The 22,728-nt window shown below is 39.8% G+C and carries 20 protein-coding genes and 1 tRNA gene; 13 read left to right on the plus strand and 8 right to left on the minus strand.

Annotation, left to right across the window (positions count from 1 at the left end):
- The first annotated feature begins 131 nt into the window (after positions 1 to 131).
- The 13 genes from H9565_RS03570 to H9565_RS03630 all read left to right on the plus strand — a co-directional run bounded on the left by H9565_RS03570 (position 132) and on the right by H9565_RS03630 (position 11,615).
- A tRNA-Leu gene (locus H9565_RS03570) sits at positions 132 to 212 on the plus strand.
- Between the two features lie 165 nt (positions 213 to 377).
- A complete protein-coding gene (locus H9565_RS03575) occupies positions 378 to 941 on the plus strand; it encodes a TetR/AcrR family transcriptional regulator (RefSeq protein ID WP_215437577.1) in 564 nt (187 codons plus the stop codon).
- 52 nt (positions 942 to 993) lie between these two features.
- Positions 994 to 1,965, plus strand: a complete 972-nt coding sequence (locus tag H9565_RS03580; protein WP_215437580.1) for an alpha/beta fold hydrolase — start codon at positions 994 to 996, stop codon at positions 1,963 to 1,965.
- 114 nt (positions 1,966 to 2,079) lie between these two features.
- Positions 2,080 to 2,859, plus strand: a complete 780-nt coding sequence (locus H9565_RS03585; RefSeq protein WP_215437582.1) for a HipA family kinase — start codon at positions 2,080 to 2,082, stop codon at positions 2,857 to 2,859.
- Positions 2,849 to 3,232, plus strand: coding sequence for a DUF3037 domain-containing protein (locus tag H9565_RS03590; RefSeq protein ID WP_215437585.1), 384 nt, complete (start codon positions 2,849 to 2,851; stop codon positions 3,230 to 3,232). Before H9565_RS03585 ends, H9565_RS03590 begins: the two co-directional genes overlap by 11 nt.
- A 290-nt stretch (positions 3,233 to 3,522) precedes the next feature.
- On the plus strand, positions 3,523 to 4,653 hold the full coding sequence (locus tag H9565_RS03595) for a PAS domain-containing sensor histidine kinase (RefSeq protein ID WP_215437588.1): 1,131 nt from the start codon (positions 3,523 to 3,525) through the stop codon (positions 4,651 to 4,653).
- A gap of 70 nt (positions 4,654 to 4,723) precedes the next feature.
- Positions 4,724 to 5,317 carry a Crp/Fnr family transcriptional regulator gene (locus tag H9565_RS03600; protein WP_215437591.1) on the plus strand — a complete coding sequence of 198 codons (594 nt, stop codon included), beginning with the start codon at positions 4,724 to 4,726 and terminating at the stop codon, positions 5,315 to 5,317.
- A 68-nt stretch (positions 5,318 to 5,385) separates the two neighbouring features.
- Entirely contained in the window at positions 5,386 to 6,264 is an 879-nt protein-coding gene (locus H9565_RS03605) for a pirin family protein (RefSeq protein WP_215437595.1), read from the plus strand.
- A gap of 184 nt (positions 6,265 to 6,448) precedes the next feature.
- Positions 6,449 to 6,850: an ACT domain-containing protein gene (locus tag H9565_RS03610; protein ID WP_215437598.1), complete on the plus strand. Its 402-nt coding sequence runs from the start codon at positions 6,449 to 6,451 to the stop codon at positions 6,848 to 6,850.
- 104 nt (positions 6,851 to 6,954) lie between these two features.
- Positions 6,955 to 8,271 carry a gluconate:H+ symporter gene (locus H9565_RS03615; protein WP_215437600.1) on the plus strand — a complete coding sequence of 439 codons (1,317 nt, stop codon included), beginning with the start codon at positions 6,955 to 6,957 and terminating at the stop codon, positions 8,269 to 8,271.
- A gap of 19 nt (positions 8,272 to 8,290) precedes the next feature.
- Positions 8,291 to 9,028: a GDSL-type esterase/lipase family protein gene (locus H9565_RS03620; RefSeq protein WP_215437602.1), complete on the plus strand. Its 738-nt coding sequence runs from the start codon at positions 8,291 to 8,293 to the stop codon at positions 9,026 to 9,028.
- 62 nt (positions 9,029 to 9,090) lie between these two features.
- The gene (locus H9565_RS03625; protein ID WP_215437604.1) at positions 9,091 to 9,753 is read left to right on the plus strand and encodes a hypothetical protein; all 663 of its coding nucleotides are present in this window, start codon (positions 9,091 to 9,093) and stop codon (positions 9,751 to 9,753) included.
- 125 nt (positions 9,754 to 9,878) lie between these two features.
- Entirely contained in the window at positions 9,879 to 11,615 is a 1,737-nt protein-coding gene (locus H9565_RS03630; protein WP_215437606.1) for an ABC transporter ATP-binding protein, read from the plus strand.
- Here H9565_RS03630 and H9565_RS03635 read toward each other — a convergent pair.
- The 8 genes from H9565_RS03635 to H9565_RS03670 all read right to left on the minus strand — a co-directional run bounded on the left by H9565_RS03635 (position 11,612) and on the right by H9565_RS03670 (position 22,687).
- Complete coding sequence (locus H9565_RS03635; protein WP_215437608.1) at positions 11,612 to 11,941, minus strand: 2Fe-2S iron-sulfur cluster-binding protein; 330 nt, start codon at positions 11,939 to 11,941, stop codon at positions 11,612 to 11,614. The genes H9565_RS03630 and H9565_RS03635 overlap by 4 nt on opposite strands.
- A gap of 26 nt (positions 11,942 to 11,967) precedes the next feature.
- The gene (locus tag H9565_RS03640; RefSeq protein ID WP_215437610.1) at positions 11,968 to 13,026 is read right to left on the minus strand and encodes an NAD(P)/FAD-dependent oxidoreductase; all 1,059 of its coding nucleotides are present in this window, start codon (positions 13,024 to 13,026) and stop codon (positions 11,968 to 11,970) included.
- 70 nt (positions 13,027 to 13,096) lie between these two features.
- Complete coding sequence (locus H9565_RS03645) at positions 13,097 to 13,339, minus strand: NifU family protein (protein ID WP_215438211.1); 243 nt, start codon at positions 13,337 to 13,339, stop codon at positions 13,097 to 13,099.
- A gap of 16 nt (positions 13,340 to 13,355) precedes the next feature.
- Entirely contained in the window at positions 13,356 to 14,495 is a 1,140-nt protein-coding gene (locus tag H9565_RS03650) for an Mrp/NBP35 family ATP-binding protein (protein WP_215437613.1), read from the minus strand.
- A 170-nt stretch (positions 14,496 to 14,665) separates the two neighbouring features.
- Positions 14,666 to 15,328 (minus strand): ABC transporter ATP-binding protein, encoded by a 663-nt coding sequence (locus H9565_RS03655; RefSeq protein WP_215437616.1) that lies wholly within the window; start codon positions 15,326 to 15,328, stop codon positions 14,666 to 14,668.
- Positions 15,329 to 15,357: 29 nt separating this feature from the next.
- Complete coding sequence (locus tag H9565_RS03660) at positions 15,358 to 17,757, minus strand: ABC transporter permease (protein WP_215437619.1); 2,400 nt, start codon at positions 17,755 to 17,757, stop codon at positions 15,358 to 15,360.
- Between the two features lie 34 nt (positions 17,758 to 17,791).
- Positions 17,792 to 20,221: an ABC transporter permease gene (locus tag H9565_RS03665; RefSeq protein WP_215437622.1), complete on the minus strand. Its 2,430-nt coding sequence runs from the start codon at positions 20,219 to 20,221 to the stop codon at positions 17,792 to 17,794.
- 30 nt (positions 20,222 to 20,251) lie between these two features.
- The gene (locus tag H9565_RS03670) at positions 20,252 to 22,687 is read right to left on the minus strand and encodes an ABC transporter permease (protein WP_215437626.1); all 2,436 of its coding nucleotides are present in this window, start codon (positions 22,685 to 22,687) and stop codon (positions 20,252 to 20,254) included.
- Between the last annotated feature and the right edge of the window lie 41 nt (positions 22,688 to 22,728).

Genomic DNA, 22,728 nt, shown 5'->3' on the forward strand with positions numbered 1-22,728 from the left:
TAGTTTATTGACAAGTCGTTTTGTTAGCGAGGTGCAAATTTAGAAATTTATTTGTCTTGCTAAAGCATAAATGTTGTTATTTTTTTGTGTGGGGTAGAAAAAAATTTTTACTTTTGCAGTCCGATTTTAATGCTCGAGTGGCGGAACTGGTAGACGCGCTGGATTCAAAATCCAGTTCCTTTGGAGTGTGGGTTCGATTCCCACCTCGAGTACAAGATTAAAAATGAAAAGCTGAGAATTTATTCTCAGCTTTTTTTATACCTGAAATCCAAATAGCCATATAGGATAGATAGAAAAGTATATTCATGCTAAGGGCAAAAATTTAAAAATAATTACCGAACGTTTGGTAAAATTCAAATAATTTGTATATTTGCCCCATGAGACCACAGAAAGTGCTGGATAAACAAATTATTGAAAGCCTAGTAGGTGTTTTTAGGTCAAAAGGTTATGACGGGGCTAGTCTTTCTGAATTAGCCCAGAAAACAGGACTTAAAAAAGCTAGTTTGTATCATCGTTTTCCGGATGGAAAGCAGGGTATGGCTATTGCTGTTATGGATTATTTAGGGGAACGGGCAGAAGAAAAAGTATTCAAGGCTTTATGGGATGATAGTGTATCTCCCGCACAACGATTGGTTAATGGTTTGGATAGTATTAGGGATGTTTATACCAATGGAAAGGATGCATGCATCTTAAGGGCGTTTTCTTTAGGTTCTGGACTGGAATTGTTTGGTGAGCAAATAGGGAAAGGCATGTTACATTGGATTGAGGCCTTCAAAAAATTAGGTCAGGATTTGGGCTTGACTGATCAAAGAGCGAAAAAATATGCGGTACAAACCTTATTGGAAATTCAAGGTAGTCTTGTAGTTACTAAAGGGTTGAACGACTTAAAGATATTTGAACAAACTTTAAAGGATATTGAATTTAGATATCTAAACGAATAAAAAAAATTTACCATTAAATTTTACCGAACATTCGGTAATAAATACTAAAACTATGAAAAACTTAATTCTTTACGCTTTGGCTGTTGTGCCACTATTTATGTCTGGGAAAACAATGCCAGATGTAGAAAAATCAAATCTAATATCTAAAAACAAAGAAAATATGACAATAATTAAGTATCGGACTTTAGAAGTTAACGGAATAAATATAGCATACCGAGAAGCAGGTAACCCAGAAAATGAGACTATAGTTTTGCTGCATGGTTTTCCCACGTCCTCTCACCAATATAGAAAAGTACTAGATCAATTATCTGATGAATATCACTTAGTAGCCCCGGATTATCCCGGTTTTGGAAATAGCGATTTTCCAGCTGCTAGTGCATTTGAATATACTTTTGATAACATTGCCGCTACAATAGATGCTTTTTTGGAAAAAAAGGAAATTACTTCCTATGCGTTAATGATTCAAGATTATGGCGCTCCAATTGGTTTTAGGATTGCTACGGCCCATCCAGAGCGCGTTACGGCAATTATAAATCAGAACGGTAATGCGTATGAAGAGGGTTTGGGAGCAGCGTGGAAAGATACTAAAGCATTCTGGGCAAATAGAAACGAGCAATCTGAAAAAGCATTATTACAATCTTTTTCATTAGAAGGGCTTAAGTGGCAATATACACATGGTACACGTAATCCCGAAAAGGTTAACCCGGATACTTGGCATTTAGATTATTTGAGAATGTCCAGACCTACCGCGCATGCCGTTCAATTAGATTTGTTTTATGATTATCAAAATAATGTAAAGCTATACCCAAAATGGCAGGAATATTTGAGGGAGAATCAACCGCCACCTTTAATTGTTTGGGGAAAGAACGACGCCTTTTTTCCAGAGAGTGGGGCGATTGCCTTTAAAAAAGATGTAAAAAATATTGATTGTAACATTTACGATACCGGTCATTTTGCTTTGGAAGAAGATGCGGATAAAATCATCCCCAAAATGAGAAGTTTTTTGAGTAAGCTTAAAAAGTGAAAAACCTCAAACTAAACTAATAAAGAAGCCTCATTTTGTGAGGCTTCTTTTGTTTGCCGTAATAACTATAACCTAGCTCAATCGTAAAACACAACTTTCATTACCTTAGCACATATGAATGCAATTGAAATTAGAACTGTAGACGTAGTACAGTATATAAAACCCTTAAGGGAAGGCGGCTCGCTACCTGGTATAGTTAAGGCAGACGATGAGTTTCTTTATGTCTTAAAGTTTAGAGGGGCCGGTCAAGGAAAAAAAGCTTTAATTGCCGAACTTATTGGCGCAGAACTAGCTCGTGCCATGGAACTTAAGGTGCCGGAAATTGTTTTTATGAACTTAGACGATAGCTTCAGTAAGACCGAACCTGATGAGGAAATCCAAGATTTGCTCAAATTTAGCGTAGGCTTAAATCTTGGGTTACATTTTCTGTCCGGAGCTATTGTTTATGACCCCTTAGTTTCTGTTGCAGACCCTTTAACCGCTTCTAAAGTTGTACTTCTAGATAGTATGATTAGTAATATAGATCGTACGGCTAAAAATACCAACTTGCTGAATTGGCATAAAGAATTATGGCTGATCGATCACGGTTCCAGTTTTTATTTTCACCATAATTGGGAAACTTGGGAAACGCATCTGGAGCGGACCTTTCCCGCGATTAAAGACCATGTGCTGTTAGAACGTGCCACTCAATTGCCCCAAGCTTCCGGTATCATTAAGAAAAGAATAAGTGAAGAAGTCATTGCGGAAATTGTTTCTAAAATACCTGAAGATTGGCTGTCTAGTGAATCTGACCCATTAACAACTCATGAGAAGCGTGATGCCTACATGAAATTTTTGAACACAAGATTGGGAAAGTTAGATGTGCTAATAAAAGAGGCGGAAGATGCAAGATAGGGTTACATACGAGTATGCCATTATAAGGTTGGTGCCAAAGGTAGAGCGGGAGGAATTTATTAATATAGGAGCTATCGTGTTTTCAAAACGAAAGAAGTTTCTTAAAATGAAATTCGTTATTGACCGCCAACGTATCCGGGCGTTTGCAAGTGAGATAGACCCCGAAGCTTTAGAATCGTATTTGGCCGCTTGGGAATTGGTTTGTGAAGGAGAGCCTAAAGGAGGTGCTATAGGTAAATTGGATTTACCATCAAGATTTCGCTGGCTTACAGCTTCTAGAAGTACCATTATACAAAGTTCAAAACCTCACCCAGGACTTTGTTTAGCTCCAGAGGAAGAGCTAGAAAACCTTTTTTTGAGACATGTTCTGTAATTATTTTTAGCAACGAGCAGGTATAGGTGTATGCTGGTCTGGTTTAATGAATAACAGGGTTACGGCATGTTGCATTCATCTATATGTCATATTAAGAGTAATGCTGCAATTTCAAAACATTTACTTTCAATAACACATTTCTAAAAAAAATGTTAAATTTAGGGGCTGTTAATCATTGATTAACAGATTTCTACTTCCCCCCGTAGAGGTTATGAGATAGGCTTAAAGCTATACTCTTGGTAGCGTTATCAGCTGTTTCCTTGGTTAATTTTATAATTGTAAACGGAGAAATGAGTGAACCCCTAAATCGGAATATTGATTTGAATACAGAGGCAAAATATACCCAAACTGTCCTAGACCATATGGGAGATTCTGTGTTTGTCAAAGACAGTCAAAGTAGATTGATATTGGTGAACGATGCCTTCTGTAAGATGATGGATATGCCTCGTGAAGAAATAATCGGTAAAACGCTTGCCGAAGATGTTAGACCTGAAGAGAGAGATTATTTTTTAAAGGTAGATAGACAGGTTTTGACCGATGGTGTTGAGAATATCAGTGAAGAGAATATAACGGTGAGGGGTGCAGAAACAAAGATTATATCCACAAGAAAGTCTCGGTATATTGATGAAAGAGGTGATAAATTCCTTATTTGCGTAGTTCGCGATGTTACCGGAATGAAAAAGGCCGAAAAGCAGTTGCTAGAAAGCGAGGCCCAATTAAGGGAGGTAGCGGCTACCAAGGACAAACTCTTATCTATCATTGCCCATGATTTAAGAAGTCCATTTAACAATATAAGCCTGCTATCGGATTTATTGAATGATTCCGTGCAAAAAAATGATGTTGCTCAATCTAAAGAATATTTAACCCTCATTGATCGAACTACCAAAAACAGTCTTAACCTGTTGGATAACCTTTTGAATTGGGCCAAATCCCAAACGGGACAGATAGATTTCAGAATTGAAAGAACTTGCATTAATCAGATAATAGAGGAAACTCTGGAATTATCCAGTGTCATTGCATCCACAAAGGGTATTACCCTTAATTATGATCAAGAAGGTGTTATTTCCGTTAATTCTGATCATAAAATTATAAGGACTGTAGTGCGTAACCTTGTTTCAAACGCAATTAAGTTTACTAAACCTGGTGGGCATATCAATGTATCATCTAAAGCCGGTGAGACCTATGTAGAAATCACGGTTTCCGATAATGGTGTAGGAATGAGCGAGGATACATGTCAAAAATTGTTCGGGATTAATACCAATATGGCTTGCGTGGGTACGGCAAATGAAAAAGGGTCTGGTTTTGGTCTTGTTCTTTGTAAAGAGTTCGTAGAAAAATTGGGAGGTGAAATTTGGGCGGAAAGTACTTTTGGAAAGGGCAGCGACTTTAAATTCACAATTCCCTTAAATATATCTGAGTAGTTTGGATTAATGACATTGTCATAATCTGTTCGTATTTGTTTAGTTTTAGGACTAGAATTGAACAAGGAAAATGAACAGCACTACCTTAAGGACTTTTTTAACTACAAATCTTAATGTTCATGAGAACGAGGTTTTGGCAATTCTTGATAATTGTACAACTAAAACCATAAAAAAAGATTCCTTTTTATTGCGCAGGGAAGAGCGTTGTACCCATACTTTTTTCGTGGAAAAGGGCCTGTTAAGACAGTATTCAATAGATGCTAAGGGTAAAGAGCACGTTATAGCTTTTGCTCCGGAAAATTGGTTTGTTACGGACCGCGAGAGCAGCTATTTTAATTCACCTTCGGTTTATTATATTCAAGCGTTGGAAGAGAGTCAAGTAGTATTGATAGACGAGAGGTTCATTAAGGATTTATCGGAAAAAATACCGTCTTTTACAGATTTCAATACCCGGTTGTTGCACAACCATATTAGACACTTACAAAAAAGAGTAAACGGACTTTTAAGTTCGTCTGCAGAGGAAAGATACTTGCAATTTGTAAAAATGTACCCGGATATTCTTCTGCGTGTGTCCCAAACCATGGTAGCATCATATTTGGGTATTACGCCAGAAAGCCTAAGCAGGGTAAGAAAAAGTCTTGCGGATAAAAATTTTAGAAAATAGGTTCTTATCATACATCAATGCACAGGTTGGCCTATCGCAATACTTTTGTGGTATAAAATCTTAAAGACATGAAAACAAGAACAGTAGAATTAGTGGCAAAACCAAGAGACCCACATTTTGTTGGGGATGGTTTTAGGGTACATAACTTTATCCCTAGCGGATTTAGATTGGATATGCAGCGTATGAATCCGTTTATAATGATGGATTATAATTCAAAATTTCACTTTTCGGCAACGGATAATCCTAGAGGGGTGGACGTTCATCCGCATAGAGGTTTTGAAACTGTTACCATTGCCTATAAAGGTAGGGTAGCCCACCATGACAGTAGCGGAGGTGGTGGCGTAATTGGTGAAGGAGATGTGCAATGGATGACCGCTGCAAGCGGAGTATTACACAAAGAATATCATGAGGAGGAATGGGCAAAAAAAGGGGGCGATTTTCAAATGGTACAACTTTGGGTAAACTTGCCCCAAAAAGATAAAATGAGCGCACCCAAATATCAGGCATTAAAAAAGGAAGACTTGGGTAACTATATACTTCCGGACGGTGCGGGTAAAATAGAGGTAATAGCTGGTGTGTACAAAGACATAAAAGGAGCTGCGTCTACTTTTACACCAATTCATATGTTAAATGCCCATTTAAAAAGCGGAGCTAAAGCGGACTTCTCCTTTCCCGAAAATTACAATACGGTTGTGTTGGTGATTGAGGGAAGTATTACAGTGAACGGTAAAGAACATGCTCCTGCAGATCATTTGGTACTTATGGCTAATGATGGTGAAGATTTTACGGTGGAAGCATCTGAAGACGCTTTGGTGTTGGTGTTGAGTGGTGAGCCTCTAAACGAACCAATTGCCGCTCATGGCCCTTTTGTTATGAATACCAAAGAAGAGTTAATGCAAGCTTTTCATGATTTTAATAATGGTAAGTTTGGGTATTTAGAAGGTTAATAGGGCTTGTTCCAGTATTATTAAAAGAGAGAATTCTATGGGTTCTCTCTTTTTTTGGACTTTATCGTATTTGAAATCAACAAATTAGTCAAGTATCTATATGTTTGTATAGAAATTTACACCAATGTAGTTTTAGTATCTGGTTGTTGGCTGGAAATAGCACAATTGTTATAAATTGAAATAAATGGCAGGAGAAAAAAACTTAGCGGAAGTGATAAAAGGTATGACCCCCAAGTTAAATGAGGGTGAATACGTATTTGTAACTTTGCCCAATGTGGATCACATCTCAAGAGCGGATACAATTTGCGAATTTAAAGAAGAGGAGGGTGTTACGGTAATTATAGCCAAGCAAAAAGCCGATGCTTTACAACTTCCGTATGAGTACATCGCTTCTTGGATAACTTTGGAGATCCACTCATCATTAGAAGGAGTAGGGCTTACCGCGCTATTTTCTTCGGAACTGGCAAAAAATAACATCAGTTGTAACGTTGTTGCGGCTTACTATCATGACCATATTTTTGTAGACCACAAGGTGGGTGAAAAAGCGGTTAATGTATTAAAAACCCTTTCGGAAAACTATTCATAAACCTTAGGGTCCATCAACTTAAAAAGAAGGGCTTAAGTGTGTTTTTTCGAGTTTCATTTGTTATCTAATTTAGTATCTTAGAGGGCTTAATACCAATCTAGCCCATGCCACTTGCCATTGTTATTGCCGGAATTTTCATTCTCTTCATTTTAATAGCCCGTTTTAAACTCAATGCCTTTATCGCCTTTATTATCGTTTCCCTGTTGGTTGGGGTAGCAGAAGGAATGGATTTTGAAACGGTAACCAAATCCATACAATCCGGTATTGGAAACACACTTGGATACTTAATTTTAATTTTGGGTCTAGGTGCTATGTTGGGTAAGTTGGTGGCAGACAGTGGGGCGGCACAACGTATTACTACTCAGTTGGTGGAAAAATTTGGAAAGAAACACATTCAATGGGCCGTAGTGCTTACGGGTTTTATCGTGGGTATTCCCATGTTCTATACGGTGGGTTTTGTTATTTTAATACCCTTGGTCTTTACGGTGGCCGCAGCTACCAGGCTTCCTTTAATTTATGTGGGTTTGCCCATGTTGGCATCTCTTTCCGTAACACACGGGTACCTTCCTCCGCATCCGGCGCCTACGGGTATAGCGGTTATTTTTAATGCCGATATCGGGAAAACCTTATTGTATGGTATTCTAGTGGCCATACCTGCTATTATCGTTGCAGGGCCGCTATTGTCACGCGCTATTAAAAATGTAAAGGCAACTCCCCTTAAGGAATTTTTAAATCCAAAAGTTTTAACGGATGATGAAATGCCAAGTACGGCTACCAGTATTCTTACGGCACTGCTTCCTGTAATTCTTATAGGTTTCGCTTCTGTAATGACCTTGTTGTTGCCCGAAGGGAATGCTGTTAGAAAAGCAACTGATATTTTGGGTAATCCCGTAATGGCAATGCTTATATCTGTTCTGGTGGCCATTTATACCTTGGGACTGGCTAGGGGTAAAAAAATGAAAGATGTAATGGATTCCGTTTCCAGTGCCGTTTCTGGTATTACCATGGTACTTTTGATTATAGCGGGTGCGGGAGCGTTAAAACAAGTGCTTATAGATAGTGGGGTGAGCGATTATATAGGTGAAATGCTAAAAGGTTCTACTATTTCTCCACTTATTTTGGCATGGCTTATAGCAACGGTCATTCGGGTCTGTGTAGGCTCCGCAACGGTGGCCGGTCTTACAGCAGCGGGTATTGTTTTGCCGTTAATCGCCAATACGGATGTTAGTCCGGAGCTAATGGTTTTAGCAATTGGCTCGGGAAGTCTAATGTTATCCCATGTTAACGATAGCGGGTTTTGGCTTTATAAGGAGTATTTTAATCTATCGGTTAAGGACACCTTAAAAACATGGACGGTAATGGAGACCACAGTTGGAGTTATGGGGCTCATAGGGGTGCTCATTCTTGATATTTTTATTTAAATTATTGAATCATTGCACGATGATGAAAAGAAGACAGTTCATTAATAGAACGGCACTGGCAGTTGTAAGTACTAGCCTAATAGGGTGCTTTGATAACTCCAAATTTCAATTAAAGAAAAATCAGGTGGTGGGTTGTTTTGGCGATAGCATTACGTACGCAGGCGGGCATGGTTATGTTGAAATGCTTCAGGAAAAATTCAATCTAGAAAAACCGGAACTCAATATTACGTTCATCAACTTTGGGAAGAGTAGTGAAACCGTAAGCGGACTTACAGAACAGGATCATTCTGGTCCTAGGCCGTACCTTTTTGAACGGTTAGATGAGATTTTGGACAAAAACTCCATAGATGTAGCCCTTTTCTGCTATGGTATTAATGACGGTATTTACGGAAAACCTTCCGATGAACTGTTCAGAAGCTTTAAAATTGGCGTTTATTCTTTTCTTGAAAAAATGCGTCAAAGGGATATCAAGACCATTTTACTCACTCCACCACCCTTGGCCGAGTCCAGTAAAAAAAATGAAAAAGCAATGTCCTATAGTTATAAAAATCCCTATCCTAAATATGATGCGGAAGTGCTTGAAAAGTTTACCGATATTATTCTAGAAATGCAGCATCCTTACGCCAATGCCGAGATAAATATTAGGAAACCGCTTTTTGCAAGTCAAAAAGAGTGTTATGGCAAAGACCCTATACATCCTAATAAAACAGGACATAGATTGATTGCCGATACGATTTTTAGTAATTTATCGTTTTAACATTGCCTTAAGCCCCTATGGCAGGGTATTTGTTATCTTTATCTTGCATTTTTTTTTATACAATGGTCAAAAAATATTCGGTACTGGTATTGGCTGCACTGCTGTTTTCCCTTACGGGGATGGCCCAGACGGATATTCCCCAAAAGAAAGACCTTAAGATTGATGCCGCCAATAAGATTGATGATAACGCCAAGCCTGACCAAGGCACTTCGTTAAAAATACCATCCGTGGTGGATGACCAGCCTCAGGTAGATTTTGATATCGCAAAACGCAACCCTGTAAAGATGATTGATGACCGCGAACTGGTTCAGGCCGGGGCAGGTATGAAAATAGACCCAAAAGTAGGGCCAAGACAACCCAAGGAAGGTTCTAAACAGCACTTTGCAGATATGTATTTGGGCGATGTAAAAAACAACGGGAAGTTTGTGGGTATCGTTTGTCGTGATCACGAATTTGTAGATGGGGATCGTGTAAAAATATATGTTAACGGTGATGTGGCCGACCCTAATATTCTTTTGACCGGCTCTTTTAAAGGCGTGAATGTTGATTTAAAAGAAGGTTTTAACCGTATAGATTTTGAGGCCCTTAATGTGGGTTCTTCTCCTCCTAACACCGCACAAATCAACGTTTATGATGATAAGGGAGAGCTTATCTACGCGAATAAATGGTTGCTCTCCGAAGGTTCTAAAGCTACCTTGATCGTTACAAAGGAAGCGGAAGATTAAATTTTCTAGATTACGCTGTGTATTCTCAATATTCGCTAGTGGTTTAGCTTTATGATTTAGATAACTTTCTTAAAAAGCAAAGTCGCTGTTTTTACCGTAACTTTGCCCTCTTCAAAACATCTTCCATGGCCGAAAAGAAAGTTAGTATCCTTACCGCATTTAAGACCATTATCTGGCCCAGACGAAATCTTGTGTTTATAGGTCTTGTGCTTATTGTAATAAGTAAAGCAGCAAGTTTTATTGCACCTATGTCCCTTAAATATTTAATGGACGACATTATACCCAATAAAGACCTGGATTTTTTAAAATTGCTTGTTGGTGCTGTTGCCTTAGCAATCTTGGTACAAGCGGTAACCTCATTTTTATTGACTAAAATCTTAAGCGTACAGGCACAGTTTCTAATTTCTGAGCTTAGGACTCAAGTGCAGAAAAAGGTGCTCTCGTTACCTATAAGCTTTTTTGATAATGCAAAATCCGGAGCTTTGGTTTCCCGTATTATGAGCGATGTGGAAGGGGTCCGTAATCTTATCGGTACTGGGTTGGTCCAACTTGTTGGCGGAACCATTACCGCTGTAGTTTCACTTATATTGTTATTGCGGATCAGTTGGACGATGACGGTGTTCACCTTAGTGCCGCTTGCCATATTTGCTATTATAGCATTAAAGGCTTTTAAGATTATAAGACCCATTTTTAGAAATAGAGGAAAAATAAATGCCGAGGTCACAGGGAGACTTACGGAAACCTTGGGTGGCGTTCGCGTAATCAAGGGTTTTAATGCGGAAGAGCAAGAAAATAAAATTTTTGAAAAGGGAGTAGACCGTCTTTTTCAAAATGTAAAAAAGAGTTTGACCGCCACTGCTTTCATGACCAGTTCTTCAACCTTTCTTTTGGGGATTGCCACTACGGGTATTATGGGTATAGGAGGTTATAAAATAATGATGGATGAGCTTACTATTGGTGAATTTTTAACCTTTACATTTTTGTTAGGGTTGATGATAGCTCCTATTGTTCAAATGAGCAATATTGGTAGTCAGTTGACCGAAGCACTGGCTGGATTGGACCGTACGGAAGAACTTATGAATATGACCCCTGAGTCAGATGAAGAAAACCGAACGATTGTTCTAGATGAGATTAAAGGGGATATTGTTTTTGATGATGTTTCGTTTGCCTATGAGGAAGATAAGGAGGTGTTGCACAACATTAACTTTGAGGTGAAATCCGGAAACGTAGTCGCTTTAGTAGGGAGTTCTGGTTCAGGAAAATCTACCATTGCAGGATTGGCGGCTACTTTTTTAAACCCTCAGTCGGGAAGGATTACTATAGACGGCAAGGACGTCTCTAAAGTAAACCTAAATAGTTTTAGACAACATTTAGGGGTGGTTTTGCAGGACGATTTTCTGTTTGAGGGAACCATACGGGAGAATATTCTGTTTCCTAGACCAAATGCTTCTGAAGAGCAATTGCAACAGGCGGTTGAAGCTGCTTATGTAAATGAGTTTACAGATAGGTTTGAAGATGGACTCGACACTTTGATAGGGGAGCGCGGTGTTAAGCTTTCCGGGGGGCAACGCCAACGTATTGCGATTGCAAGGGCCGTTTTGGCCGACCCTAAAATTTTAATTCTAGATGAGGCTACATCTAATTTGGATACAGAAAGCGAAGCCTTGATTCAAAAGAGTTTAGCAGCTTTAACGGAAGGGCGTACCACTTTTGTAATAGCGCACAGGTTAAGTACCATCCGAAAAGCGAATCAGATTTTAGTTATTGAAAATGGTAGAATTGCCGAAGAAGGTACCCACGACGAGCTAATTTCAAAAGAAGGTAGGTACTACAACTTGTTTACCTACCAGGCAAGAATCTAACTTTCAGGAGCCAGTTCAACTTCTAGGCCGTCTAAATCTGGGGTCATATGAATTTGACATCCCAAACGGCTGTTATCCTTAACGTCAAAAGCTTCGGCCAACATGGCATCTTCATCATCGGACTTTTCAGGAAGTTCATGATCGGATTCTACATAGCATTGGCAAGAAGCACACATGGCCATACCACCGCAGATTCCAATAGTTCCTTCAGGGGCCAATTCGTACGAACGTACGACTTCCATAAGGTTCATGTTCATATCGGTTGGGGCGTCTACCTCATGGGTTACACCATCACGGTCGGTTATTTTTATTTTTATGTCGGACATTAATATTCTTGAATTATAAACTTTTACTAATCAATGGATTTTACAACCGCCTTTGGCGCCTCTTTTTTACTTCCGTCAAAACCGGTTACGCCGCCTACGGTCGTATATTTCATTACATATTTTTTATCCGGGTAAATACGCTGGTACGCACTTTGGCACATTAATGTTGCTTCATGAAAACCACAGAGAATCAATTTTAATTTCCCTGGATAGGTGTTAACATCGCCTATGGCATATATTCCCGGTACGTTAGTCTGATAATCGAACGTATCTACTTTTATGGCATTTTTTTCAATATCAAGGCCCCAATCTGCAATGGGTCCCAATTTGGGAGAAAGACCAAAAAGCGGCACAAAATTATCAACTTCTAAGGTAACATCCTCATTAGGATTTGTTGTTTTTCTAATGGAAACGGCCTCTAGGGTTTCCTCGCCTTTAAGAGCAACGATTTCAGCAGGGGTGATTAGGTTTATTTTACCTTGGTTCTTGAGGTGTTGCACTTTCTCTACGGAATCTAATGCACCTCTAAACTCGTTTCTACGGTGTACCAAAGTGACTTCTGAGGCTACATCGGCTAAAAATATACTCCAATCCAGAGCGGAATCTCCTCCTCCTGCAATTACCACTTTCTTATTTCGGTAGACCTCAGGATCCTTAATGATATAGGCAACGCCATTGTCCTCGTACTTCTGGAGGTTTTCAAGAAGTGGCTTGCGAGGTTCAAAACTACCCAAGCCTCCAGCAATGGCTACAATAGGAGCGTGGTGTTTGGTTCCTTTATTGGTCGTTACAATAAAAGTACCGTCCTCTAATTTTTCTATGGTCTGTGCTCTTTCGCCTAAAGTAAAACCAGGTTCAAAAGGTTTTATTTGTTCCATTAAATTGTTCACCAAGTCGCCCGCTAATACCTCGGGGAAACCAGGAATGTCATAAATGGGTTTTTTGGGATAGATTTCGGAACATTGGCCCCCGGCTTGTGGTAGTGCATCAATTAAATGGCACTTGAGCTGTAATAGGCCTGCCTCAAAAACGGCAAAAAGCCCTGTTGGGCCAGCTCCAATAATCAATAAGTCTGTTTTGATCATTGAGTTTTACATTAAAGGTCAGACAATATTAGAGTTAAAACGTCTGTAAGAATATGACTAAAATCAGCATTTAGGCTACAATATTTATGACCTCTTCAATTTGTGGAGCGTACTTTTTTATGGTCATTTCCACACCGCTTTTTAGGGTCATTTGATTAACGCTACATCCAACACATGCGCCCTCTAACCTTACCTTTACAGAATTTTCGTTATCAATAGAGATTAAGGAAATATCACCTCCATCGCTCTGTAGAAAAGGACGAATCTCTTCTAGGGCTTTTTCAACATTCTGTTTTAATTCTTCGGATGTCATATTTTCGGATGTCATATTATTTTTTCTTAACGGCAGAACAGCCTGCCATAGTTGTTATCTTAATTGCCTCGGTAGGGGGAAGACTTTTGTTTCTCCCTACAACCTCTTGTACTACATTTTTTGTAACCTCTTCAAAAGCTTCTTCAACCGGTGTGGCCGTTTGCAAGGCCGCTGGTCTACCAACGTCACCCGCTTCGCGAATGCTCTGAACCAATGGAATTTCTCCTAAGAAAGGTACGTTTAAATCTTCAGACAGATTTTTTGCTCCTTCCTTACCAAAAATATAGTACTTATTGTCAGGAAGCTCGTCAGGTGTAAAATAAGCCATATTTTCCACTATTCCCAATACGGGAACATTTATGGACTCCTGTTGGAACATGGCCACCCCTTTTCTAGCGTCCGCCAAGGCAACGTTCTGAGGTGTACTTACCACCACGGCCCCAGTTACGGGCATGGCTTGCATAATGCTTAGGTGAATGTCTCCTGTTCCCGGTGGAAGGTCAATCAGCATAAAATCCAGTTCACCCCAATGCGCATCAAAAATCATTTGGTTCAAGGCTTTTGCAGCCATGGGACCACGCCAAATAACCGCTTGGTTGGGCTGGGTAAAGAACCCGATAGATAATAGCTTTACGCCATAATTCTCAACCGGTTTCATTTTTGATTTTCCACCAACGTTGACCGCTAATGGTTTTTCCAAGGGAACGTCAAACATGATAGGCATGGATGGTCCGTAGATATCCGCATCTAAAACACCAACTTTAAAACCCATTTTTGCAAGGGTTACCGCCAAGTTTGCAGTAACTGTAGATTTACCTACACCACCTTTTCCGGAAGCTACCGCAATAATATTTTGAATGCCAGGCAATGGCTTGCCCTTAATTTCATTGGTCTTGGGTTTTGCCGGAGCATCTACCTTTATGTTGACTTTTATCTTTGCTTTCTCATATACCTCTCGGTGTATGATTTTTAAGATTTCTACTTCGGTCTTTTTTCTGGCCTGTAGACTGGGATTGCCAATGGTTATATCAACTTCAACCTCGTCGCCAAAAATCTGTATATTTTTAACCGCACCGCTTTCTACCATATTCTGTCCCTCACCGGGTACGGTAATGTTCTCTAGTGCCTTTAAAACTGCTTTTTTATCAATCTTCATTATATAAAATCATTCTAAAGAACAAAGATACGGCATAAGGGCAAGAAACTAAAGCGTTTGCATTGAAATGTAATATGGGCAGATAGGTATTGGTTATGGAGGTTTAGTTTCGCACAATATTCTATAAAACTGGGCCTCAACTTAGGCTGATTTTTTTTTGATAAACGGGCTTACACCATCCTCCCATCCAATAAATTAATGATGCGCTTACCATAAGCGGCATTTTTTTCTGAATGTGTTACTTGAATAATGGTTACCCCTTCATCATTAAGCTGTTTAAAAAGTTGCATAATTTCTTCTCCTTGCTGAGAATTCAAGTTACCTGTGGGTTCATCGGCAAGAATAAGTTTTGGATTTGATATTAATGCCCTTGCCACGCCCACCACTTGCTGCTGGCCGCCACTTAATTGTGAGGGAAACAGGTCCTTTTTGCCTACAATATTAAAACGGTCCAACATATCGGCTACCATGGCCTTACGTTCAGAACTGGAGTGTTTTTTATATAATAAAGGCATTTCCAGATTTTCGTAGACGGTTAATTCATCAATTAAATGATAAGACTGAAATACAAAACCAATATATTCTTTATACAAGTTGGCTCTATGCTTTTCTTTAAGTTGATGTACGGATTTATCAAGAAAATTATATTCACCTTCATTAAAGTCATCTAACATTCCTATGACGTTCAGTAAAGTGGATTTTCCAGACCCAGAGGGCCCCATGATGGAAATAAACTCTCCTTCTTCTACTTGTAGATTGATGTCTTTCAGCAAGAAGACTCTTTGCCCACCTTGTTGAACCCATTTAAAAATATGGTTTAGTTGAAGTAACATGTGTTCGTTCTTTTATTAGTATCTCCTATTTATTCCATTCTTAGACTTTTGACCGGATTTGAATTGGCCGCTTTTATGGCTTGAAAGCTTACCGTGAGAATGGTTATGGCAAGAGCACCTACTATGGCCAAGAGAAAAATCCACCATTCAAGTATTACCCTGTAGGGGTAGTCTTGTAGCCAGCCGTTCATAATATAGTATGAGATTGGAACGGCAATGAAACAAGAAATGGTCACTAGTTTTAGAAAGTCTTTGGATAACATGTTCCAAACGTTGAAAACCGAAGCTCCCAAAACTTTTCGTACCCCTATTTCTTTTTTACGCTGTTCCGCTACAAAGGATGTGAGTCCGAACAGTCCTAAACAGCTAATTAAAATGGCCAGCGCTGTAAAGATGGCCGAAAGTGTTCCAATACGCTCTTCTGCGGCGAATTTCTCGCCATATTCAGAATCTACAAAATCATATTGAAAAGGGATATCCGGAAAATGGGACTTAAATACATTTTCAATAGTAGAAATGTTTTCATTAGCGCTATTGTCAGGATTTAACCGTAAATTGTAAAAGCTGGCATTACCATGTTTGTCATAGGCATAAATACCTTGTTTTACGGGTTCGTAAGGAGACTGCGCAATCATATCCTGTACCACGCCAATTATTTTTAGGGGAGGAAAGGGGTCTTCAACATCATCGTCTTTTATAAATTTCCCAACAGGATCCGTAAGCCCCATATACTTTACGGCCGTTTCATTAATAAGCACCGCATTTGAATCTGTGGCGAATTCCCTTGAAAAGTCCCTTCCTTCAAGAATCTTCAGGTTTAAGGATTTGGCATATTCAGGGCTAACATCCGTCCATGCTATATCCTCTTGGAAGCCTTCGGGTTTTCCTTCCCAATTAAAGCCGCCTCGGTTAGACCATATTTGGGTAGTTGGAGCGCTTGAAGAAGACATTTCCATTACCGCACCGGATGTTAAAAATTCACTTCGTATTAAATTATATTTGCCTTCAAAATCCTGACTCATTGTTGGTATCTGTACCAAACCTTCTTTGTCATAACCAACGGGGCGGTCCTTTGCGTAATTAATCTGCTGCATTACGATAACAGTACCTATGATAAATGCTACGGACACGGTAAACTGTAGTATCACCAATATTTTACGGGGCAGCCCTGCGTATTTACCAGTTGTCATCGTTCCTTTGAGAACATCTACCGGTTTAAAAGAGGATAGATAGAGTGCCGGATAGCTACCTGCCAATAAAGAGGTGAATAGGATAAAAGCGAATGAAATTGCCCAAAACAGACCGTCTTTCCAAGGGAAGGCTATTTCTTTTTTTGCCAGATCGTTAAATCCGTCCAAAGAAAGAAGCACGATCAGTATGGCCAAACAAAATGCGAATAAAACTACTAAAAATGATTCGCTCAAAAACTGATAAATCAATTGGTTGCGTTGTGAGCCTATTGATTTTCTAATGCCTACTTCTTTGGCTCTTTTTTCGGAACGGGCCGTGCTCAAGTTCATAAAGTTAATACAGGCCAAAAGCAGTACAAAGCCACCAATAATGCCAAATAACCATACGTATTTAATGCGCCCGCCTACTTGTTTTCCATTCTCAAAACTGCTCCTTAGATACCAATCTTTCATGGGTAGCAAGAATAGCTGTGGGTTGAACTCTGCGGTATCTTCGTTAAGGTTCTTTTTAACGTCCTTTATGGTGGCGGAAACCTGTTCCATACTGGTGTTGTCCGCAAGCTGAACAAACATCTGAAACGAGTTGTTTCCCCATTGGTCCTCTGCATTTTGAATCCATTCAAAAATAGTCAGGTACTTTTCCCATGGCATGATATACTCCAAATCATTAAATGAATTGTTCATGGGTATGTCTTCGAACACTGCAGTAACTTCCATGTCATACTGACTATTGGCCCTCACCACTTTACCGATAGGGTTTTCTTCTCCAAAGAGGGCTTGTGCTACAGACTCGGAAAGCATAATGGAGTTAATTTTCCGTAATCCGTTCTTTTCGCCTTTAAGAATAGTAAGACCAAGAAGTTCCGGGGCGTCCTCTTGCATAAAATTTCCTGTTTTGGAAAGGCTTTTGTCCTTATAATTGAGATAGACGGAGTTGTTCCAGGAAGCCATGACCAGATGTTTAAAATTGTCCATGTAGCCATTTCTAAGGCCCATTTCCAATGGGCGAGGTATGGCCGGGCCGCTATCTGTGTTTCCGTTAAAGGTCTGGGATTGAAAAACCTGTGCAATACGGTCTTTTTTGCTGAAATAGTTGTTATGCGAGAGTTCATCGTGTACCCAGAGACCTATAATTAGGGTAACGGCCATTCCTAATGCCAACCCGCCAATGTTGATAGCGGAATAGCCTTTGTTCTTTAAAAGGTTTCGCCAGGCGATTTTTAAATAGTTTTTGAACATGATTGTTGTTTTTTGATTGGATTGATGTTTTTGCTTATTCCGTTCGTAAGCTCTTTACCGGATTGGCTACAGCAGATTTTAGGCTTTGCATGCCCACGGTCAACAATGTTATTATGAGGGCGAAACCGCCGCTGACCAAAAATACCCACCATTCAATTTCAATTCTATACGTAAAACCCTCTAGCCATCTAGACATGAAATAGTAGGCAATAGGTGAAGCAATTAGAAATGCGATCAATACTAGCGTTACAAAATCCCGAGTTAATAGTTGCACTACCGATCGTACGCTTGCACCAAGTACCTTACGAATACCGATTTCTTTTTTCTTCTGTTCCGTAACGTAAGAAATAAGCCCAAAAAGTCCTAAACAACTTATGAAGATAGCCAGCACGGTAAAAGCTACGGAGATAAAGCCAAGCCGCTTTTCCTCATCATAGAGTCTTTCTACCTCTTTGTCTACAAACCTATAATCAAAAGGAACGTTACTTACTGTAGATTTCCACTGGCCTTCTAGTTGGGTCAGTAGTTCACTATAATTATTGGTCTTTGTTTTTAGAAACAACCAATTTGGTGCCGTTTCCTTATGAAGAAACAAAGGCTCAATTTCTTCCCTTAGGGATGCAAAATGGTAGTCTGCCACAACACCAATAATTCGCATTTCAAAAGTATCCTCTCCGGAACCCTGCATGAGTGTTGAGCTTAAGGCATTTTCTTGTTTAATATTGAAAGCCCTTAAGGTGGCCTCATTCACAATAATTTGGTCTACAGTATCCGCTTCCGTAAAATCGCGTCCCTCCAAAAAAGGAATCCCCATGGTTCTAAAATATCCGTCGCTTACGCCGTTACGATTTACGACCGTTCTGTTCTCGCTGTTTCCTCCGGGAAGATAACATCCATTATCGGCCAATATAATTTCAGAGGGAGCATAATTTCCACTAGATACATCAGTTACTCCGGGAATATTCAAAAATGCAGATTTTAAAGACTCAAATTTACTAGACGCGTCATCCGTGCCTATCCGTAGGGCAATTAAATTGTCTTTCGTATAGCCAAGGTCTTTTTCCTGAGTAAACCTAAATTGTTGGGAAATGATAATTACTGTAGCTACCAAGCCAATGGAAACCACAAATTGGAATACGACCAACGCTTTTCTTAGAGTACCGTTTCCGGATTGCATTATAGTTCCGCCCTTGAGGGCATTTACGGGTTTTATTGAGGATAGAATAATAGCAGGATAGATGCCGGCAGCCAAACCTGTACCTATTCCCAGCGCCAAAAGAACCGATATTAACTTCCATTGATAAAGATTCAAATAGGTAAGGGTTTCCTGGGTAAGCTCATTTACCAATGGTAGTAACAAAATTACGATAGGTATACTGATCAGTATGGCGAAAAGCGATAAGAGTAACGATTCGCCCAAAAATTGCCTCATTAGGGCATTTTTTCCTGCACCAACTACTTTTCGTACCCCTATTTCGCGGGCGCGTCTGCTTGCTCTTGCCGTGCTGAGATTAATAAAGTTTATGCAGGCTACCAGTTGAATAAAAAATGCAAGGCTCAAAAGAAAATACAGGTATGTAATGCTCGAAACCTTGTCTAATTGGTTTTTACGGCCATTGGAACGTAAATGAATATCCGTAACCTCTTTTAATTCCAAGGCCTTACTACTCATTCCTGCATCAGCAAGGTCCTTTGCGGCCCTATCCTCAATAAATCCGGGCATTTTAGCTTGAAATTGGGCAATATTACCGTTAGCGGATAATTTTACGTAGCTATGCACAAAATTATTTGTAGCAAAACTCTCAAAAGTTTGTACAAAAGTTCCCATGCCTGGGGTGCTCATACTTACCACGTAGTTGGGGTTCAGATGGGATTTATTCGCTTTTTCATCAAAAACGCCCTTAACGGTCAAGATGAGGGTATCTTCTCCGGTGCCCCAAACTATGGTCTTGCCCATAGCATTTTGGTTTCCGAACAGTTTGTGTTTTAAATAAGAAGAAAGTACTACCGCATTGGGTTCGTTTAGCGAGGTAAGCTTATTGCCTTCAATAAATTCAAAATCAAAAACTTTAAAAAAAGTGGAATCGGCCATATAAACCCGTGGCTCGTAATAGGCATCCTTGCTTTCCGAAGCACGAATTAAAGTGCTATAAAAAACATCGGTAAGAACAACGCGCGTTGCTTCCTCTACCTCGGCAAAATCTTCTTTAAGGGCAAAAGCTATGGGAGGAGATGAGGTTGAACTTTCATAGCTTTCTTGCCCATTGCGCTCTATTATCGTCTCTACACGGTAAATTGTATCCGCTTCATTGTGGTGTTGGTCATATCCAAACTGAGCAAAGACATACAATAGAATAGTAAGACAGCTCACGGTACCTAAAGTAAGCCCTAGCAAATTTATGATGGTCTGCTGTTTGTTCTTCAGTAGGTTTCTCCAAGCTATTTTTATATAATTCTTTAACATGGTTTTCTTTTTTTTGTTTGATGGATGTTTTTACTCGGCATGCAAACTTTTTACGGGGTTTGCTAGGGCTGCCTTAATACTTTGATAGCTTACAGTGATTACGGATATGAGAACGGCCAAAAATGCCGCCAGACCAAATATCCACCAAGGAATATTTATGCGATAGGAAAAATCTTCCAACCATCTGTTCATAGCATACCAGCCTAACGGCAGGGCTACCAGGATCGCAAGTCCGACCAATTTTAAAAAGTCTATAGTTAAGGCATAAGCAACCTGCCCAACACTGGCGCCCAAAACCTTCCGAACCCCTATTTCCTTGGTGCGTTTTTGGGCATTGAAGGCTGCAAGGCCAAAGAGTCCCAAGCAGGCAATTAAAAGGGAGAGTACCGTAAATATGATAAAGATATTGCCTAACCTTTGTTCACTGGCATAAGTATCATTAAAGGCATCTTCCATAAAATAATAATCAAATGGCTCACCGGGTACGATAGTATTCCAAACCCCTTCAATTTGAGCAATTGCATTGGCAAAATCGCCAGGCTTAATTTTTACTGCCATGGCATAGGCCTCATCTCCCAAGTGCAAGCTTAAAGCATCAATATCTTCTTTTAGTGAAGCTATATGGAAATCCTTTAATACCCCAACAACAGTATAATACGTTGGAGTATCAGAATCAAAATCTGGTGTATAGCGCTTGCCTATAGCCTCTTGCGGACTCAAATTCATTATTCTTGTAGCCGTTTCGTTTAAAATGATGGACGTAGAGTCATTACCATAGGACCTATCAAAATCTCGGCCTGCCACGAATTCAAAATCCATAGTGGAAACATAATCGTAATCAACGTCCCAGGTTTGCATATTAATGGAAGATTCCACACTGGTTTCACCCGAATCAGGAAGAAAAGTGGTATCACTACGGGACGAGGGAGTAGGAAAATAACTGCTCAACGTAGCATTTTCAACAAAACTCAATTGTTTCACTTGTTCTTTGAGCGACGATACCTTGTCTCCTGCCGTATACACGTCATTTACAATCAAGACCTGGTCTTTTGAGAAGCCCAAATCTTTGCCTTGTATATACTTTAATTGTTGATATACCGCCAAGGTACTAACAATCAAAAAAACCGAAATGGCGAATTGAAATACGACGAGGGAATTTCTAATTTTACCGCCCTCAACACTATTTCCGTTACCTCCTTTCAATACCGTTGCAGGCATAAATCGCGACATAAAAAAAGCAGGGTAACTTCCTGAAAACAATCCTAAGACAACAACGGAAGCCAACAAAATCAACCAAAAAATGGGATTTTGAAAAGGTATTGAAATATTTTTATCGGCAAGGGTATTAAAATAAGGCAAGGCTACAAGGGTCAAAACCAAGGCTAAGCCCAAAGCCAAAAAAGATACCAATCCCGATTCTACCAAAAACTGGCGTACCAGGTCTCTTTTATTGGAGCCCAAGGTCTTTCTAACCCCGACCTCCTTTGCCCTTTTCAGTGAATGGGCGGTAGAGAGGTTCATAAAATTGACACTGGCCAAGACCAAAAGAAAAACAGCTATAAAAGAAAGGATATATATGCTCTGTATGTCGTTGTTAGCACTCATTTCCGCCACCCTATGGGATTTTAAATGGATATCGGTCAAAGGAATGGTGCTAAAGATTAAATGATTGCCGGCCGCCTTAAATTGCGCTTCCGTTATGCCCGGCATAAATTGTTGAACACCAGGAATAACATATTTGCCCAAAAAGCCGCGCAACTGTTCTTGAATATCGTCTGCGTTAACCGTGGGAATCAACTTAATGAAGGTTTGGTAATTGTTACTGCCCCAATTGCCCACTACGGCATCTTCATATCCGGCCATCGCCTCAAAAACGGTGTACCCTTTCAAAAAGGAATTTTGCGGAAAATCTTCGATAACCCCAACAACGGTATAGTTTTCCTCATTGTTAAGCACTATATTTTGCCCCACCGCATTGGTGATCGGAAAGTGCTTTTCGGCGGCCGTTCTGGTCAAGACCAAGGTATTCGGGTCTTTTAAAGCCGTATTTACATCACCCGCCAACAGCTCTACGCCAAACATTTCAAAAAAAGAGGGGTCTACATGGGTGGTATGTTCTTCCTTTACGTTTGCCAAATCATCGGCCTTGCGGACAAGGGCGCTACCACGTGTTCTAAAGCGTGTTACTACCTCAATTTCAGAAAAGTCGGATTTGAGGGCTTCAGCCATAGGGGCAGGAGTAACGGCGAATTGACGCTCGTCCCCACCAAATTTTATATTATTGTTTACACGATGGATCCGTTCGGCATCAGGAAACATTTTATCATAGCTCAATTCCTCATAGATGTACAACGAAATGAGCAGTGCACCGGCCATACCAATGGCAAGACCAAATATGTTCAACGAAGTGAAAAATGGTTGTTTCTTAAGGCTTCTCCATGCTATTTTAAGGTATGTTTTGAACATGATTTTCGTCTTTACAATTGGTTGTCCTTGATTAGGGGACC

Origin of the sequence: Zobellia russellii (genome assembly GCF_018728565.1) — a bacterium.
GTDB lineage: Bacteria > Bacteroidota > Bacteroidia > Flavobacteriales > Flavobacteriaceae > Zobellia > Zobellia russellii.

Bases quoted from the DNA above. Each gene is read 5' to 3' on its own strand.
- H9565_RS03575 (WP_215437577.1), top strand. From the start codon at position 378: ATGAGACCACAGAAAGTGCTGGATAAACAAATTATTGAAAGCCTAGTA.
- H9565_RS03590 (WP_215437585.1), top strand. From the start codon at position 2,849: ATGCAAGATAGGGTTACATACGAGTATGCCATTATAAGGTTGGTGCCA.
- H9565_RS03665 (WP_215437622.1), bottom strand. From the start codon at position 20,221: ATGTTAAAGAATTATATAAAAATAGCTTGGAGAAACCTACTGAAGAAC.
- H9565_RS03650 (WP_215437613.1), bottom strand. From the start codon at position 14,495: ATGAAGATTGATAAAAAAGCAGTTTTAAAGGCACTAGAGAACATTACC.
- H9565_RS03585 (WP_215437582.1), top strand. From the start codon at position 2,080: ATGAATGCAATTGAAATTAGAACTGTAGACGTAGTACAGTATATAAAA.
- H9565_RS03610 (WP_215437598.1), top strand. From the start codon at position 6,449: ATGGCAGGAGAAAAAAACTTAGCGGAAGTGATAAAAGGTATGACCCCC.
- H9565_RS03580 (WP_215437580.1), top strand. From the start codon at position 994: ATGAAAAACTTAATTCTTTACGCTTTGGCTGTTGTGCCACTATTTATG.
- H9565_RS03635 (WP_215437608.1), bottom strand. From the start codon at position 11,941: ATGTCCGACATAAAAATAAAAATAACCGACCGTGATGGTGTAACCCAT.
- H9565_RS03615 (WP_215437600.1), top strand. From the start codon at position 6,955: ATGCCACTTGCCATTGTTATTGCCGGAATTTTCATTCTCTTCATTTTA.
- H9565_RS03595 (WP_215437588.1), top strand. From the start codon at position 3,523: ATGAGTGAACCCCTAAATCGGAATATTGATTTGAATACAGAGGCAAAA.
- H9565_RS03625 (WP_215437604.1), top strand. From the start codon at position 9,091: ATGGTCAAAAAATATTCGGTACTGGTATTGGCTGCACTGCTGTTTTCC.
- H9565_RS03605 (WP_215437595.1), top strand. From the start codon at position 5,386: ATGAAAACAAGAACAGTAGAATTAGTGGCAAAACCAAGAGACCCACAT.
- H9565_RS03670 (WP_215437626.1), bottom strand. From the start codon at position 22,687: ATGTTCAAAACATACCTTAAAATAGCATGGAGAAGCCTTAAGAAACAA.
- H9565_RS03645 (WP_215438211.1), bottom strand. From the start codon at position 13,339: ATGACATCCGAAGAATTAAAACAGAATGTTGAAAAAGCCCTAGAAGAG.
- H9565_RS03600 (WP_215437591.1), top strand. From the start codon at position 4,724: ATGAACAGCACTACCTTAAGGACTTTTTTAACTACAAATCTTAATGTT.
- H9565_RS03655 (WP_215437616.1), bottom strand. From the start codon at position 15,328: ATGTTACTTCAACTAAACCATATTTTTAAATGGGTTCAACAAGGTGGG.
- H9565_RS03640 (WP_215437610.1), bottom strand. From the start codon at position 13,026: ATGATCAAAACAGACTTATTGATTATTGGAGCTGGCCCAACAGGGCTT.
- H9565_RS03630 (WP_215437606.1), top strand. From the start codon at position 9,879: ATGGCCGAAAAGAAAGTTAGTATCCTTACCGCATTTAAGACCATTATC.
- H9565_RS03660 (WP_215437619.1), bottom strand. From the start codon at position 17,757: ATGTTCAAAAACTATTTAAAAATCGCCTGGCGAAACCTTTTAAAGAAC.
- H9565_RS03620 (WP_215437602.1), top strand. From the start codon at position 8,291: ATGATGAAAAGAAGACAGTTCATTAATAGAACGGCACTGGCAGTTGTA.